The 16,426-nt window shown below is 69.8% G+C and carries 13 protein-coding genes; 1 reads left to right on the forward strand and 12 read right to left on the reverse strand.

What is annotated here, in order from left to right:
• Positions 1–163: 163 nt before the first annotated feature.
• Together B1H50_RS00660 and guaA are read right to left on the reverse strand one after the other, a co-directional pair.
• Positions 164–724: an NAD(P)H-dependent oxidoreductase gene (locus tag B1H50_RS00660; protein ID WP_080461873.1), complete on the reverse strand. Its 561-nt coding sequence runs from the start codon at positions 722–724 to the stop codon at positions 164–166.
• A 434-nt stretch (positions 725–1,158) separates the two neighbouring features.
• A complete protein-coding gene (guaA, locus tag B1H50_RS00665; protein WP_080462067.1) occupies positions 1,159–2,763 on the reverse strand; it encodes a glutamine-hydrolyzing GMP synthase in 1,605 nt (534 codons plus the stop codon).
• Positions 2,764–3,029: 266 nt separating this feature from the next.
• Between guaA and B1H50_RS00670 the strand changes: the two genes are divergently transcribed.
• Entirely contained in the window at positions 3,030–3,293 is a 264-nt protein-coding gene (locus B1H50_RS00670) for a hypothetical protein (RefSeq protein ID WP_080461874.1), read from the forward strand.
• A gap of 106 nt (positions 3,294–3,399) precedes the next feature.
• Here B1H50_RS00670 and B1H50_RS00675 read toward each other — a convergent pair whose 3' ends face one another.
• The 10 genes from B1H50_RS00675 to B1H50_RS00720 form a co-directional block, all read right to left on the reverse strand.
• Positions 3,400–4,554 carry a zinc-binding dehydrogenase gene (locus B1H50_RS00675; RefSeq protein WP_080461875.1) on the reverse strand — a complete coding sequence of 385 codons (1,155 nt, stop codon included), beginning with the start codon at positions 4,552–4,554 and terminating at the stop codon, positions 3,400–3,402.
• A gap of 137 nt (positions 4,555–4,691) precedes the next feature.
• Positions 4,692–5,858, reverse strand: coding sequence for an MFS transporter (locus tag B1H50_RS00680; RefSeq protein ID WP_229657879.1), 1,167 nt, complete (start codon positions 5,856–5,858; stop codon positions 4,692–4,694).
• Between the two features lie 149 nt (positions 5,859–6,007).
• Positions 6,008–7,597: an MFS transporter gene (locus B1H50_RS00685; protein ID WP_080461876.1), complete on the reverse strand. Its 1,590-nt coding sequence runs from the start codon at positions 7,595–7,597 to the stop codon at positions 6,008–6,010.
• A gap of 122 nt (positions 7,598–7,719) precedes the next feature.
• Positions 7,720–8,589, reverse strand: coding sequence for a sugar phosphate isomerase/epimerase family protein (locus tag B1H50_RS00690; protein WP_080461877.1), 870 nt, complete (start codon positions 8,587–8,589; stop codon positions 7,720–7,722).
• A gap of 33 nt (positions 8,590–8,622) precedes the next feature.
• Positions 8,623–9,633, reverse strand: coding sequence for a Gfo/Idh/MocA family protein (locus B1H50_RS00695; RefSeq protein WP_080461878.1), 1,011 nt, complete (start codon positions 9,631–9,633; stop codon positions 8,623–8,625).
• Between the two features lie 69 nt (positions 9,634–9,702).
• Positions 9,703–10,632 carry a sugar phosphate isomerase/epimerase family protein gene (locus B1H50_RS00700; RefSeq protein WP_080462069.1) on the reverse strand — a complete coding sequence of 310 codons (930 nt, stop codon included), beginning with the start codon at positions 10,630–10,632 and terminating at the stop codon, positions 9,703–9,705.
• A 210-nt stretch (positions 10,633–10,842) separates the two neighbouring features.
• The gene (locus B1H50_RS00705; protein WP_080461879.1) at positions 10,843–12,336 is read right to left on the reverse strand and encodes a CoA-acylating methylmalonate-semialdehyde dehydrogenase; all 1,494 of its coding nucleotides are present in this window, start codon (positions 12,334–12,336) and stop codon (positions 10,843–10,845) included.
• 290 nt (positions 12,337–12,626) lie between these two features.
• The gene (gene iolD, locus B1H50_RS00710; RefSeq protein WP_080461880.1) at positions 12,627–14,534 is read right to left on the reverse strand and encodes a 3D-(3,5/4)-trihydroxycyclohexane-1,2-dione acylhydrolase (decyclizing); all 1,908 of its coding nucleotides are present in this window, start codon (positions 14,532–14,534) and stop codon (positions 12,627–12,629) included.
• Between the two features lie 120 nt (positions 14,535–14,654).
• Positions 14,655–15,557: a 5-deoxy-glucuronate isomerase gene (gene iolB / locus B1H50_RS00715; RefSeq protein WP_080461881.1), complete on the reverse strand. Its 903-nt coding sequence runs from the start codon at positions 15,555–15,557 to the stop codon at positions 14,655–14,657.
• Entirely contained in the window at positions 15,554–16,426 is an 873-nt protein-coding gene (locus tag B1H50_RS00720) for a Cgl0159 family (beta/alpha)8-fold protein (protein WP_080461882.1), read from the reverse strand. The genes iolB and B1H50_RS00720 overlap by 4 nt, the downstream gene beginning before the upstream one ends.

A 16,426-nucleotide genomic window follows, 5' to 3' on the forward strand; every position in this document is an offset into this window, starting at 1 on the left:
CGAATGAGCGCTACTTCCTCCAACGTCGCAGATGGGGAGGAACAGCGGCCATGCAGGAGACCCATGAGACCGCCTCACCCTCGGTGATGGGGATGTGGATGTGCGGCGGGGCGCGTCCTCGATGGCCCCCGGGGCGCGTCGAAGCCGCCGGCGCGGACGCGCTTCAGAGCCCTTCGACGAGGGCGATGACGCGCTCGGCGTGCTCGGCGGCGCGGTCCTTGATGGAGGCCAGCGCGTCCGGGTCGGTGCGGGACTGGTAGGAGACGCCGTCGGTCCAGATCGTGCCGACGATCTCCATGCCGACCAGCCGACAGGTGGCCTCGATCGGGGCGCACAGCTCCTCGATCGTGTGCCCCGTGGCACCCTCGGGGGCGTACGCGGGCCCGGGTGCGCCGGTGGTCAGCGAGATGATGAGTCTCTTGCCGCGCAGGCGGTCCCCTGTGGAGCCGTGGCTCCAGCCGTGGACGAAGACCTGCTCCACCCAGCGCTGCAGCAGTGAGGGCATGGAGTACCAGAAGACCGGGAACTGGAGGACGACGACATCGGCCGCCTCGAGCTTGGCCTGCTCGGAGGTCACGTCGATGTGGAAGTCCTCGCCGTAGAGGTCGGCGAGGGGAACGACGACGGCGCCCGGCATCCGGTCGGAGAGCTCGTCGAGGATGGTGGCGTTGGCGACAGAGCCTCCCTGGCCGGTGTGGCCGGAGACGATGAGGACTCGGGGCATGGTTCCTCCTTGGTGGGGCGCTGGCGAGCACGAGGTTGGAGCGTCTGTCCGCAGAATAGCGAACCGCGTCCCAGGCACGGCGTTCTCAACCACGGCTGGAGGCCGAAGAGCACCGGCCGCGGCACGCGCGCCCCCTCGGTGGGGAGGCGCGCGCTTCAAGACATCTTGACGAGCACCTTCTTCGAGCAGATGCCGAGGACGCCAATTCCAGCATCGCAGTGGCCTGGGACCATGTCCAGCAGCCGCTCCGATGACACCAGTCATCGGCCTTGACCGGGCGGCACAGCACGATGGCGCGATCGGACATGAGATGCTGGCTGACGACGAGAGGCCGGGTTCGGGGGCGCCCATGGGAAGCCCCGACCACCATCCGAGCATGACGGCGGCCGACGCCTCCTACGAGCGCGCCGGCCGCCGTCATGCCTGGGAGCGCCTCACTCCCACTCGATGGTGGCGGGGGGCTTGCTGGTCACATCCAGCACCACCCGGTTGACCTCGGGCACGGCGTTGGTGATGCGCGTGGAGATGCGGGCGAGGACGTCGTAGGGCAGGCGCGTCCAGTCCGCCGTCATGGCGTCCTCGCTGCTCACGGGGCGCAGCACCACGGGGTGGCCGTAGGTGCGCCCGTCTCCCTGGACGCCCACCGAGCGCACGTCGGCGAGCAGGACCACCGGGCACTGCCAGATCTCGCCGTCGAGCCCGGCGGCGCTGAGCTCCTCACGAGCGATGGCGTCGGCGGCGCGCAGCACGCGCAGATTCTCGGCCGTCACCTCCCCGATGACGCGAATGCCCAGACCCGGGCCCGGGAAGGGCTGGCGGGAGACGATCTTCTCGGGCACACCCAGCTCACGGCCGATGGCGCGCACCTCGTCCTTGAACAGCTCGCGCAGCGGCTCGATGAGCTCGAAGTCGAGGTCCTCGGGCAGGCCGCCGACGTTGTGGTGGCTCTTGATGTTGGCGGTGCCCTCGCCGCCGCCCGACTCAACGACGTCGGGGTAGAGCGTGCCCTGGACGAGGAAGCGGATCTCGCCGCCGGCGGCGCCCACCTCCTCCACGACACGGCGCTGGGCGGCCTCGAAGGAGCGGATGAACTCGCGCCCGATGATCTTGCGCTTGGCCTCCGGCTCGGTGACGCCGGCGAGGGCGTCGAGGAAGCGGTCGGCCTCGTCGACGGTGATGACGCGGATGCCCATGCCCTCGGCGTAGTCGCGCTCGACCTGCTCGCGCTCCCCGTCACGCAGCAGGCCGTGGTCGACGAAGATGCACGTCAGCTGGTCGCCGACGGCGCGGTGGACGAGGGCGGCAGCCACCGAGGAGTCCACTCCCCCGCTCAACCCGCAGATGACGTGGGCACCGCCCACCTGCGCGCGGATCCGGGCCACCTGCTCGTCGATGATGCTGTCCGGGGTCCAGGTGCCGGGGATCCCGGCGCCCACGTGGAGGAAGTTGGCCAGGGCGGCCTGTCCGTGCTCGGAGTGGAGCACCTCGGGGTGCCACTGGAGGCCGAAGAGGCGTCGCGAACGGTCCTCGAAGGCGGCGACGGGCGTCTGCGCCGTGGAGGCGGTGACGGCGAAGCCCTCGGGGGCCGCCTGGACGGCGTCGCCGTGGCTCATCCACACTGCTTGCTCGGCGGGGGTGCCGGCGAAGAGGCAGGACTCGGGGGCCACGGTGGCCGGGGTGTGCCCGTACTCGCGGGTGCCGGTGCGGCCCACCGCCCCGCCGAGAGCCTGCGCCATGGTCTGGAAGCCGTAGCAGATGCCGAGGACCGGCACCCCGACATCGAAGATCGCGGGGTCGATGGAAGGCGCGCCCGCCTCGTAGACCGACGACGGCCCGCCGGAGAGGATGATCGCCGCGGGGCGCTTGGCGAGCATGGCCTCCACGGGCATCGTGTGCGGCACGATCTCGGAGTAGACGGAGGCCTCGCGGACGCGGCGGGCGATGAGCTGGGCGTACTGGGCGCCGAAGTCGACGACGAGGACGGGGCCGGGGCCGGGGCCGGGGCCGGTGGTGCCCGCAGGCGCCTCGGGGGCCGCGATGGCGATCGCCTGGGCGGTGGAGTGGGTGGTCACCGGGCCAGGATAGCCGCCCGGCGACCGGTGGCACCCATCACACGATCGACATCACATGCGGTTGTCTAGACAATTGGTGGAGGAGAGCCCTAGATTATCGACCAGCGGGGGAGCCGATCCCCCACCCCGGGGCAACCCGGATGCACAAGGACCGTGCAGGGACGCACGGCCCGAAGGCCGATGAGGACCCCTGCGCGGCACACAGACAGACCGCACAGTCGGAAGGCATCATCATGACCACCACCCTCGAGCGCGCCGCCGAGTCCACCGCGACCGCCGCCCAGACCCGGACCACCCCCGCCGCCACCCAGACGGCCGCGGAGGCCGACCGCCTGACCTTCGCCATCGCCATCATCGCCGTGGCCACCACGATCCTGCTCATGGCCGCCATCGGCGCCATCACCGCCACCCCGGCGATCCTCTTCGTCTCGGCCGCCCTGGGCCTCATCACCGCCGTGGTGGGCGTCTACACCAGCGTCAACCTGCTCGCCCGCTGAGGCCGAGCCTCCCGACCGACCGGATCCCCCGGCGCCTCACCGGCGCCGGGGGATCCGCGTTCTCCGGGCCGACCACTCGTCCCGGTCGGCGGCCCCGAGCACGGCCCTACAGGGACATGTCGACGACGGCGCGTCCCTGGATCCGGCGGTTGCGCAGCGCCTCGTAGCCGGCCCCGGCCTCCTGCAGGGGGAAGCACTGGGACACCACGTCCTTGTAGTTGATGACGCCGCGCGCCGCGAGGTCGACGACGGCGGGCAGGTCCTGGCGGGTCCGCGCACCGTAGGAGCCCAGGATCCTCTGACTGCGGCGCACGGTGCGGTTGATCTCGACACCCGCGGTCTGCACGCCGGCGCCCAGGCCGATCGGCACCATGCGGCCGCCGTCGGCCAGCACATCGAGGGCGGTGGTCCAGGTGGCGGGGATGCCCAGGGCCTCGAAGGCGACATCGACACCCTTGCCCCCGGTCAGCTTGAGGACCTCCTCGCGGGCGTCGTGAGTCGCAGCGTTGACCACGGCGGTGGCGCCGTAACCCACCATGGGGGCGAGCTTGTCGTCGGAGACGTCGATGGCGATGACCTGACTGGCCCCGAAAGCGCGGGCGATCTGCACGATGTTCGTGCCCACTCCCCCGGTGGCGACGACGGCGACCGTCTCCCCGAAGCGCAGGTCCGCACCGCGGCGCACGGCGCCGTAGCCGGTCATCGCGGCGCAGCCGAGGATGGCGGCGGGCACCATGTCGATCGAGTCGGGCACAACGGCCACGGATGTGGACGGGACGACGGCGTACTCGGCGAGGCCGCCCATGGAGTACATGGCGACGCTCTCGCCCTCCGGGGTGGCCAGCCGGGTGGCGCCGTCGTAGAGGACGCCCTTCAAGCGGTTGAGCTCGAAGAAGGGGCCGCACAGCTCGTCACGCCCCTCGGCGCAGGCATCGCACTGCCCGCAGGGCATGAGGAAGCCCCCGGCCACGTTCTGCCCGACGACCAGGCCGGTGTGCTCGTTGCCGGGGCCGACCTCGACGATGGTGCCGGTGACCTCGTGGCCGAGGACGGCGGGCAGGGGGAAGGCGATGGCGCCGCCGATGACGTGGAGATCGGAGTGGCACAGGCCGCAGGCGGCGACTTTGATGAGGACCTCGCCGGCCTTGGGCCGGGGGGTGCGCAGGGTCTCGACCTCGAGGCCTTTGGCGGTGTCGCGCAGGACGGCCGCACGCATGGTATCGGGGATGTCGGGGTTCTGGACTGCGTCGTTGCTGGTCATGACCGCAAACCTCTTTCGGTGGTGGCAGGCCCGCCACGCGATGGCCGGCCTCGTTGACATGCACCTCAGCCTACCCTATTTGTCCGGACATTTATCGAGGGACTATTGGCCCGAGCCCCCGGCATTCCGGGACCGCCTCATCCCGCGCCGACACTGCGGGGCAGGCGCAGAAGGACGACGACGAGTACCACGGCCTCGAAGCCGAGCAGCGCGTACGCGGCCGTCACCGCGCCGAGTTCCTGGACAATGATGATCGGCACGAGGATGGTCGCGAACCGCGCGATCGACTCCCCCAGCGCACAGGCGCGCCGCTGCGCGGCGACGAGCCACGGCGGCACCCTGGGGTCGATGGCCCCCCGGCAGGCCGGATCGAGACCGATCCACTGCGCGGCGACGAGCCCGAGCAGCCCCAGCGTCGTCCCAGCGCCCCGTCCCGCCCCCAGGGGCGCCGAGGCGCTGGCGACGAGGGCGGTGGCCGCCAGGATCGTCAGGGCGACGCCGAGGACGATCCTGGCGAATCGCAGCCCGTCCACCCTCAGGACGAGGAGCAGCGCCAGGGCGGAGACGGCGATCCAGCCGACGGCCAGGGCGAGGGTCCATGCCGTGGGAACCGCGTTCGCGCCTACGGCGTCGGCCACCATGCGCAGCCCCAGCACCAGCGCCGCGGCGCCCAGCGGGGCCTCGCGCGCCAGCACGAGGACGAAACCGGTCAGCACGGCGGCGCGCACCTGGGGAACGCGCAGGTCCGCGCCGGTGAGGGGCTGCTGCTCGGCGAGCATCTCGGCGTCGAGGCGCGCCCAGTCGATCGCGACAGCGGCCTCGAGAGGACCGTGAAGCTCTTTGAGAGCGGCCACGGATCGGTCGAGGCGCCCGTGAGCGGCGTTCCACACAGGCGATTCCGGCAGGCCGGCGGCCAGGAGCGCATGGACCGCCCCCAGGCCCAGGACGAGGAGCCAGGCGGTCATGATCGCATCCGGCGACCACCGGGAGATGAGGGCGCTGGCCGCCGCTCCGGCGGGGATGAGGGCGAGGGCCTGCGGAGTGAGGCGGCGGTGCCCCCGCAGGGACAGCTCGTGGGCGATCTGGGGCAGGACGAGCAGGAGGGCCCCCGCGCCCAGTCCCACGACGGCGGCGCCCGCGAGCGGCCAGGGCCCGGGCAGGAGGGCGGCCCCCAGAGCCGCGGGGGCGACGAGCACCCCGGCGGCGAGGTTGACCGGCCTGCGCCCCAGGTAGTCGCTCGGCCAGCGGGCGACGAGGGCGCCCAGGGCCATCCCCAGGCCGAGCGCGATGACGAGCGCGGGCACGCCCTCGGCGCGGGCGCCCAGGCTGATGGCGATGACGCCGTGGACGGCGCCCAGCAGCAGGCCGGCCAGCCAGGCGCCGGCCCGCAGGCGCAGCGGTCCGGGCGCCGGGATGACCCCGGCGCCCGGGCGCGTGTGGAAGGAGCCGGCGATCAGCTGTACTCCTTCTCGAAGCGCATCTCGAGCTCCTCGAGGGAGTCGTACTTCGTCTCGGGCACGACCTTCATGTAGAAAAGGAGGGAGCCGACGTTGATGAGGGCGAAGATGAGGTAGGTGCCCGCCCCGCCGATGTACTCCATCATGACAGGGAAGATGTAGGCGACGATGCCGTTGGCGATCCACAGGGCCGCGACCGCCAGGCCGAGCGCGGTGCCGCGGACCTTGGCCGGGAAGATCTCGGAGACGAGCACCCAGGTCACCGTGCCGGACTGCTTGGCGAACACGAACAGGCACACGATGATGAGCACAAGGACCGGCGCGAATGAGTTGAAGCCCGCGGCCCCGGTATCGATGTTGCCCTCGGAGTCCTGGAAGGGCTGGATCATGAAGAAGAAGACCGCCGAGAGGGCCGTCAGCGAGACCACGATCGAGGCCTCCTGGTAGATGCCCACGTGGCGGCGGGCGAACTTGGTCACCAGCCACAGGCCCACGGCGGAGCCGATGAAGGAGATGCCGCCGGAGATCACGTTGAGGGAGATCGAGTCGGTCACGGAGAAGCCCGCGGCGGCCAGGACCTTGGGCGTGTAGTACATCGCGGTGTTGATTCCGGTGAACTGGTCCGCCAGGCCCAGGATGATGCCGATCCACAGCAGTTTGCGGGTCCAGGGGGTGGCCCAGATCTGGGACAGCCCCCACTTCTCCTGCGTCGCCTCCTGGCGCTGGACCTCGATCATCTCGTCGATCTCGTTGGCGATGGGGCCGTCCTTGGCCTCGTCGCGCACTCGTTTGAGGGCGCCGATGGCCTCGGGGATGCGCAGGTTCGCCACGTACCAGCGGGAGGACTCGGGCATCATGCGGATGCCGATCCACAGGAAGATCGCGGGCAGCGAGGCGATGACGAGCATGTAGCGCCAGGCCGCGCCGTTGCCACCGTCGATCATCGCCAGGTCGACGGTGTGCTTGACGGCCTCCCACTGCTGCTCCTCGCCGTTGACGTGGACGGCGGGCCCGCCGTGCGCCTGGGCGAGGGCGGCGTTCATGGAGAAGGCGACGAACTGCCCGAAGACGATCATCATCTGATCGAGGGCGACGAGGGTGCCGCGAATGCGCTTGGGCGCCGTCTCACCGAGGAAGACGGGCACGGTGGCCGAAGCACCGCCCACGGCGAAGCCCAGCACGACGCGGAAGACGTAGAGGACCCAGATGTTCGGGGAGAAGGTGCATCCCAGTGCTCCCACGAGGAACACGATGGCCAGGACGGTGATGTTGTGGCGCCGCCCGTACATGTCGGACAGGCGTCCGCCGAGCCAGGCGCCCAGGGCCGCGCCCAGGCACAGCGTGGCGCCGACGAGCCCCTCCTCGGTGGCGTTGATGTTCAAACCGCCCGCATCGGTGGGCAGGTACATGTAGGGCAGCGCCCCGGAGATCACTCCGGTGTCGTAGCCGAAGAGCAGCGATCCCAGCGTGGCGACGATGGCGATCGCGCCCAGCGAGCGCTTCTTCCCGGATGGTGGCGTCTGCTCCACCAGTTCCGTGATCTTGTCGTGGGTGTAGTAGTCCACCGACGTCGTCTGATCGGACATGGATGTGGTACTCCTTGATCGGGACCGGCCCGCGCCTGTGCAGGCCTGGGTGAAGTATCGCGGACTCAGCGCTGAGGCCGCCAGGAGCTGGGGCCGGCCCGTCGGGCGGGCCCCAGCCGGGCTCAGCCGAGCTCAGCCCTGAGCCGTTCGAGCATCGCTCGGTTGATGTCGTCGGCCCGCTCGTGCCAGCCGAAGACGCATACGGAGACGACGCCGTCGAAGCCCACGTCGCGCAGCGTGGAGAAGACGGTGTCCCAGGGGACCTCGCCGTTGCCGATCTCGTTGTGCTGGTGCACGGTGACATCGGCGCCCGGCGGGTTGATGATGTACCGGTTGCCGTCGTTGGCCCGGTGGTTGAACACGTCGGCCACGTGGACCTCGCGGAGCTTGCCCGCGTCGGAGGCCGTGCGGATCATGCGCTCCACGTCGCCCGCGCCATCGGAGAGGTGGAAGGCGTGCGGGCAGCAGAACTCGTAGCCGATCCAGTCCTTGTTGACGGCGCGCACGAGGCGCAGGGCGTCGTCGTGCAGCTCGATGAAGTCGTAGGGGTGGGCCTCCATGTTGAGGCGGATTCCGTACTTCTCGAAATCCGGGATGAGCTCCTCGATCGATCGGAACCACTGCTCCTCGCTGCCCTTGGCGTCGTTCCGGTCCCCGGAGAACTCCGAGGTGATCTCCCGGACGTCGAGGGCATCGGCGAGCTCGAGCAGGCGCCGCCAGTTGGACACCTGGGCGGCCCGCTCTCGCTCGTCGAGGGAGGACCAGTTGAACACGGGGTTGAGGGTGCGGACCTTGACGCCGGTCTCCTTCTGGGCCTTGTTCAGCTCGGCGACGAAGGCGTCATCGGCGGCCGGGCGGTGGTGCCAGAAGTGGAAGTCGGCGTTCGGCGAGAGCTCCACGTGCTCGAAGCCCAGCTCGGCCGCCTTGTGGAGGGTCTGCGGGGTGGGCATCGTGCGGTAGTACATATTGGGGTCGAGTGCGATATCAACCATGTCGTTCTCCTTCCGTGCGGCGCTCAGCGGGGCTCAGGCGTAGAAGCCCGGCTTGTCGATGAGCTCCACGTCGACCAGCGGCGAGCCGCCATCCTCATGGGACTTCACGGCGGCGTCGACAACGCAGGTGGCGGCGTAGCCGTCCCAGGCGGTGGATCCGGTGTGGCGGTCCTCCGCGACCGCATTGATCCACTCCTGGACCTCCCGGTTGAAGGCGGCCTGGAAGCGGTCGATATGCGACTGGCACATGGCGTTGCGGTTGCCGTGGGAGTCGCGGATGTGGATCCTCTCCTGGTCCCCCAGTCGCACGGCGGCGGTCTCGAGGACGAGCTCGCACTCGATGGAGTAGGCCCACTGGAGGTTGACGTTGACCTCATCGTCGATGCGCACCCCGGACTCGGTGTAGGCCACGACGACGATGGGATCGATGAGGTGGCCGAAGCGGTGGGTGGTGGGCTTGGGGCGGTCGACGCGCACCTTGACGATCTCCTCGCCCAGCAGCCAGCGCATCGTGTCGAACTCGTGGATGGCGGTGTCGTCGATGGCCATGCGCGAGGTGTAGTTCTCCGGCACCGAGGGGTTGCGGTGGCGGTTGTGGACCATGAGGACCTGGCCGTGCTCGCCGGAGTCGAGGACCTCCTTCATCTCGTTGTAGGCGGCGTCGAAGCGGCGCATGAAGCCGACCGTGACGAGCCTCTTGCCGGCCCTCTGCTCGGCGTCCATGATGGCGATACAGTCCTCGGCGGTGGTGGCCAGGGGCTTCTCGCACAGGACGTACTTGCCGGCCTCGATGGCCTTGATGACATCGGGCGCGTGGACCTTGCCGAAGGTGGCGATGAGCACGGCGTCGACGTCGGGATCGTTGATGAGCTCATCGGAGCTGTCGTAGGCCTTCGCACCGTAGGGCTCGGCGGCGGACCTCGCGGCGTCGGGGTTGATGTCGGCGACGGCGACGATCTCGCCGCCCGAGAGATCGTCCTGGATGCGGGCCAGGTGGGCGCGGCCCATGCCGCCGGCGCCGATGAGGCCGATACGGACTGTCATTGTCTTCTCCTCATTGAGAGTCGTGGTACGGGATCGTGATGGACAGGGATCAGGCTCGCCGCCCCGGGGTCAGGCCAGCCCCAGGCCGCACTCGGCCAGGTAGGTGCGCATGTTGATGGCGTTGGCCTTGGGGAAGGACGGGTCGCAGGGGTAGCAGTCCTGCTCGCAGATGGCGTAGATGGGCTTGTCGAGAGCCGCCAGGGCATCGACGAACTCGTGCATCTCGGGAAGGCCGGCGGGCGGGCAGACCGAAGCGCCCTTGGTGACGGCCTCGCCGAAGGGCCAGTCCTTCTCGTGGGCCTCGCGGGTGATGGCCTCATCGAAGGCCTTGATGTGGACGTAGGTGATGCGCTCGGGGTACTTCCGACACAGCTCGACGGGGTCGCCACCGCCGTAGACCACGTGGCCGGAGTCGAGGCAGAGGTTGACGTAGGTCGGGTCGGTGGCGTCGAAGATCCGGGCGATCTCCTCGGGGGTCTCGATGTGGGAGTCGCCGTGGGGGTGGAGGACCATCTTGAGGCCGTATTCGTCCAGCAGCATCTGCCCCAGGGCGTTGGCGTGCTCGACGTAGAGCTTCCAGGCGTCATCACTCAGGACGCGGTCATCGGTCCACTCCCAGGTCTTGTCATCGCGGTAGAGCGGGGGGAGGTGGACGATGTACTCCGCTCCGACGGCGGCGTGGGTCTCGGCAATGGCGCGGAAGGTCTTCAGCGTGGTCTCCCAGGCCTCCTGCTTGTGCAGGATCCCCCAGCCGGTGCCGGCGACGACGCGCATGCCGAACTCGTCGCACCACTTCTGCAGTTCCTTGGGGTCGGTCGGGAAGTACCCGTAGGGGCCGGTCTCGATGATCTCGAAGCCGGCCTCGGCCATCTCCTCCCAGGCCTGGCGGGGGTCCATCTGCTTGGGATCCTCGGGGAACCAGACGCCCCACTGGTCCGGGCAGACGCCGATCGTGAGCTTCGAGTACTTCGGGTCGTTGGTGTTGACAGCCTTCGAGATCGTTGTCGTCGTCGACATCGTGGTGCTCCTTCGCAACAGATGCTCCGAATCGTTTCGGAACCATGCTCAGCATACAGCCCCCACCGTCACAGGGGAAGGTTTTGTGCGGACAAAGTTGTTCGAGAGCGCCCCGGGGCGGCGCACCCGGCCCGTGGGCCCGACGGCCCCTCGGCCGGAGCGCGCCGCCCCGGATCCGCTCTCAGCGCGCCGTCACTCCTCGCGCTGGAACGACATGGTGGCGGCGTAGGTCTTCTCGCTGGGCCAGCGGGACGTGATGGCCTTGGCGCGGGTGTAGAACTTGACGCCCTCGGGGCCGTGGATGTGGGTGTCTCCCAGCAGGGACTCCTTCCACCCTCCGAAGGAGTAGTAGGCGACCGGCGTGGGGATCGGCACGTTGACGCCGACCATGCCGGCCTCGACGTCGAGCTGGAAGCGGCGGGCGATGCCGCCGTCGTTGGTGAAGATGGCCGAGCCGTTGCCGAAGGGCGAGGAGTTGACGATCTCGATGGCGTCGTCGTAGGTGTCGGCGTGCACGATGGAGAGCACCGGGCCGAAGACCTCCTCGCGGTAGAGGTCGGAGTCGAGCGGCACGTTGTCCACGATGGTGGGGCCGAGGAAGTGGCCGTTCTCGTGGCCGGGGATCACCAGAGCGCGCCCATCGAGGACCACCTGCCCGCCCTTCGACTCGCCCTCGTCGATGAGGCCGACGATGAACTCCTTGGACTTGGCGTCGATGACGGGGCCCATCTCGACGCCCTCGTCCATGCCGTAACCGACCTTGATCCTCTCGGCGTGGGCCTTGACGCGCTGGGCGAGGTCGGGGCCGCAGCCGCCCACGGCCACGACGACCGGCAGGGCCATGCAGCGCTCACCAGCGGCGCCGAAGGCGGCGGCGGAGATGTGCTGGGCGGCGAAGTCCAGGTCGGAGTCGGGCATGACGATGGCGTGGTTGTTCGCCCCGCCCAGCGCCTGGACGCGCTTGCCGTTGGCGACGCCGGTGTTCTGGATGATGTGGGCCACCGGCGTGGAGCCGACGAAGGAGATCGCGTCGATCCCCGGGTGCTCCAGGACCTTGGCGACCATGGTGCGGTTGCCGGACACGACGTTGAAGACGCCGTCGGGCAGGCCGGCCTCCTTGTACAGCTCGGCCGTCAGCAGCGCCGCCGACGGCGTGGCGGAGGCGGGCTTGAGGATGAAGGCGTTGCCGGTGGCGATGGCCACCGGGTGCATCCACATGGGCACCATGGCGGGGAAGTTGAAGGGGCAGATGCCGGCGACGACGCCGACGGGCTGGCGGATGGTGTGGATGTCGACGCCGGTGGAGATGTCGAATGAGTACTCGCCCTTGAGGGCGACGTTGATCGACGTGGCGAAGTCGAGGGTCTCGCGGCCGCGCTGGATCTCGCCGATGGCGTCGGAGTAGTTCTTGCCGTGCTCCTCGACGATGAGGCGGGCCATCTCGTCGGAGTGGGCCAGGACCAGCTCGCGCATCTTGAACATGATGGCGGTGCGCTTGGCCAGGGAGTAGCCGGCCCAGCTCCTCTGGGCCTCCCTGGCCACCTCGACGGCGTGATCGAGGTCGGCCTCAGAGGCCTGGAGCAGCTCCTTGACCACCTCGCCGGTGCCGGGGTTCTCGACGGGGAAGCGGCCGATCGGGCTGCCCTCGTAATACGCTCCATTGATCCAGTGCTGGATCGTCTTCATCGTCATTGACTCCTTCGAATCGAGGGGTGGGGCCGGCGATCGTCGCTGGCCGCCGTCGAGACCGGCCGCTTCGCGCGGATACCGGACGTGACGTCGTCACACTACGGCATCCCAGGACCTTTGTCAGCACATTGTGACCTTCGGCCCAGAGTCCGGACAGTGGCCCACGGAGCCCTCCGGCGCAGCCCTCCCTCCGAGCACCGCCCGAGGCGGGGAACCCGGGATCTCCCCCGGCTCCCCGCCTCAGGCGCCCCGATGACCTCCGGCGCCCGCGCGGCGCCTCGGCGCGCTCACAGGTAGTGGCGCTGCGGCCCGCGATCGCGGCAGTAGTCCTCGTAGGCCCTCTGCGTGGACTCCAGGCGGGAGACACCGGAGACGGGCACGTCCCACCAGCTCGACCCGGGCGGGTTGGGTCCGTGGAGGTCGGTCTCGATGTGGATCATCGAGGGCTTCTCGCCGGCGGCGGCCTTGGCGTAGGCCTCGCGGAACTCGGCGATGGAGTGGACCTCGTGGACCTCGATGCCCCAGGAGCGCGCGTTGGCGGCGATGTCGACGCCGGGGATCCGCTCCTCGTCGGCCAGATGGCTGCCCGACCCGCGCCGGCGGTACTTGGTACCGAAGCGCTGGGAGCCGCGGGACTCCGACAGCGACCCGATGGAGGCGAAGCCGTAGTTCTGCAGCAGGACGTAGATGACCTTGATGCCCTCCTGGACCACCGTGGCCAGCTCCATGGGGAGCATCTGGTACGTGCCGTCGCCGACGATCGAGACGACCTCGGACTCGGGGCGGGCGAGCTTGCAGCCCAGGGCGGCGGGCACCTCGTAGCCCATGCAGCTGAAGGCGTACTCCACGTGGTATTGGACGGGCGTGCGGGCCTGCCACAGGGCCTGGAGGTCGCCGGGCATGGAGCCGGCGGCGTTGATCATGATGTCCTCATCGCCCATGAGCTCGTTGAGCGCCCCGAAGACCTCGGTCTGGGCGGGCAGCGGGCCGTGGCCCAGGTGGTAGCACTCGGCGGTGCGGGCCAGCCACCCCTCGCGCTCGGCGGCGATCTCGGCCGAGTAGGCCTCGTCCACGTGGTAGCCGTCCAGCGCCGCTGTCAGGGCGGCCAGAGCCTCGCGGGCGTCGGCCACGACCATCTCGGCGCTCTCCTTGGCGGCGTCGAAGGCGCAGACGTTGATGTTGACGAAGCGGACGTCGGGGTTCTTGAACTGCGTCTTGGAGGCGGTGGTGAAGTCGGAGTACCGGGTGCCCACGCCGATGACGAGGTCGGCCTTGTCGGCGATGTGGTTGCCCGAGTCGCCGCCGGTGGAGCCCACGCCCCCGATGGCGCAGGGGTGGTCGAAGTTGATGGCGCCCTTGCCGGCCTGGGTGTCGGCCACGGGGATGCCGGTGGCCGTGGCCAGGGCGCGCAGCTCCTGCGAGGCCTCGGAGTAGATGGTGCCGCCGCCGGAGATGATCATGGGGCGCTTGGCGGCCTTGATCATGTCCACGGCGCGCGCCAGGGCGGCGGGCTCGGGCAGGGGGCGGCGCACGTGCCACACGCGCTTGCGGAAGAACTCCACCGGCCAGTCGTGGGCCTCGGCCTGGACGTCCTGGGGCATGGCGATGACGACGGCACCGGTCTCGGCGGGGTCGGTGAGCACGCGCATGGCGTTCAGGAGCGAGGGGATGAGCTGCTCGGGCCGGTTGATGCGGTCGAAGAAGCGCGAGACCGGGCGGAAGGCGTCATTGACGGTGACGTCGAGGGTGCGCGGGTCCTCGAGCTGCTGGAGCACCGGGTCCGGGACGCGGGTGGCGAACTGGTCGGAGGGGAAGAGCAGGACGGGGAGCCGGTTGGTGGTGGCCAGGGCCGCGCCGGTGATCATGTTGAGGCTGCCCGGGCCGATCGAGGCGGTGCACATGTAGGTCTGCAGCCGGTTCTTGACCTTGGCGAAGGCCGCCGCCGCGTGGACCTGGCCCTGCTCATTGCGGGGCATGATGTAGGGCATCGGCCCCTCGCCGTCGGCGGGCTCGATCTCGTTCTGGAGGAGCGCCTGACCGATACCGGCGACATTGCCGTGGCCGAAGATGCCGAAGGCGCCGGCGATGAGGCGCTGCTCGACGCCGTCGCGCTCGGAGTACTGGTTGGACAGGAAGCGGATGGTCGCCTGCGCCACGGTCAGGCGGATGGTTCCCGAGTAGGCCTCATTGCTCACGTTCGTGGTCTCTCTCTCGTGCGGCTTCGGACGATGCACAAAGCATGTCATATCAAAAGGTCATTTGGAATGGAGGGGTCGCTGGACGGACGAGCGGCACCGGGCCGGCCCGCCCGGGCATCAGCGCGCCATGGGCAGCCTGGGATCGACCTCCTGGGTCTCCCAGGTGGCACGGATCCAGTGATGGGACGGGTCGTCGGGGGCGAGCCAGACGAGATCCTCATCCGGCCCGGCCATGACGTTGAGGTAGTACATGTCGTAGCCGGGGGCCGCAACGCAGGGGCCGTGGTAGCCGTAGGGCACGAGGGCCACGTCCCCCTTGCGCACGGGCACGCACAGGTCGATGGGGCGGTCCTGGCGCGCGGCGTAGGTCGCGTGAAGGCCGAAGCCGGGGTTGCCCTCGGGGCTGTCGGCGATCTCGAAGTAGTAGATCTCCTCGAGCTCGCGCTCGGCCTCGGAGCGCTCGTCGTGCTTGTGGGCGGGATAGGAGGACCAGTTGCCCCCGGGGGTGAGGACCTCGCAGCACAGCAGGTGGCTGGTCTCGACCCCATTGGCCAGGCAGTAGTTGTTGACCTGGCGCGAGCAGTCGCCGGCGCCGCGCAGGTCCACCCGCACCTGCTCGCGCCCGTAGTAGGCCACGGGCAGATCGCGCGTGGCGATCGCCGAGGGAAGGGCGAAGCGCCCGCCTCCGGGCGAGGAGAGGGTGAAGTCCTTGTGACGGGGGATGTAGAGATAGTCGGTGATGCCGGTGAAGACGCTGGCGCGCCCGTCGAGCTCGTAGCCCCGGCCATCGACCTCGACGGCGCAGCCGCCCTCGAGCGGGAGCACAAGCAGCTCGGACTCCCCGGTGGACAGGGTCTGCGAGGAGCCCGGCTCGAGCACGGCCACGCGCAGCCCGGAGTAGGTCCACCCCGCGCTCTCGGGGGTGATGTCGACGGCGAGGCCGTCGTGGCCGGAGGAGCCGGCGGGGATGTGGATGTCGGTGACGCTGGGGACGGGGATCGCGGTGTGTCCAGTGGTCATGAGAGCAGTCCTACGGTGGAGTCGACGGCGGCGGCGACGTCGTCGTCGGGCGGATAGAGAAGTGAGCGGCCGATGACGAGGCCCTTGACCGTCGGCAGGGCCAGCGCCCGCGCCCAGGCCTCGCGCGCCTCATCGGCGCGCTCGCTGACCGCGCCCCCCAGGATGAGGGCCGGCAGTGTCGACGCCTCCATCACCCGCTCCATCTCCGCCACGGCGGGGAGCTTGAGCCAGGTGCGGGCCGAGGTGCGCCCCAGACCGGAGGCGATGGCCATCGCGGAGATGACCGCGTCGGGGCTCAGGTCGTTGATGATACGTCCTTCCTCCCAGCGGGAGATGAAGGGCTCGACCATCGCCATGACCCGGTTCTCGGCGAGCTCGTCGACGGCGCGCGCGCAGGCCGCCAGGGTGTCGGCCGTGGCCGGGTCGGAGTAGTTGATGCGCAGGAGCATCTTGCCGCCATCGAGACCGGCCCCGACGACGCCGCGGGCATCGTAGCCGGTGAAGCGGTCGTCCATCTCGAAGGAGGCCCCGGCCAGACCTCCCCGGTTCATCGAGCCGTAGACGAGCTTGCCGTCCAGGGCGCCCAGCAGGGCGAGGTCCTCGATGAGGTCGGCGGTGCCCAGGAAACCGTTCACGCCGGGACGGCCCAGGGCCTCGACGCAGCGCGCGAGGACATCCTCGCGCGAGGACATGGCCAGGGGATCGGGCCCGGCCGAGAGCGCGCCGCGGGCGGGGTGGTCGCAGGCGATGATCATGAGCTTGCCGCCGTCGGTGGGCAGGGCGCCGCGGGGGCGATCGGCCAGGGCCCGGGCGATGCGCTCGGGGTCATTGGCCCGGATCTCGACGAGTCGTTCGGTCAGTCCTGCCAT

Source organism: Actinomyces gaoshouyii (assembly GCF_002072175.1).
Lineage (GTDB): Bacteria > Actinomycetota > Actinomycetes > Actinomycetales > Actinomycetaceae > Actinomyces > Actinomyces gaoshouyii.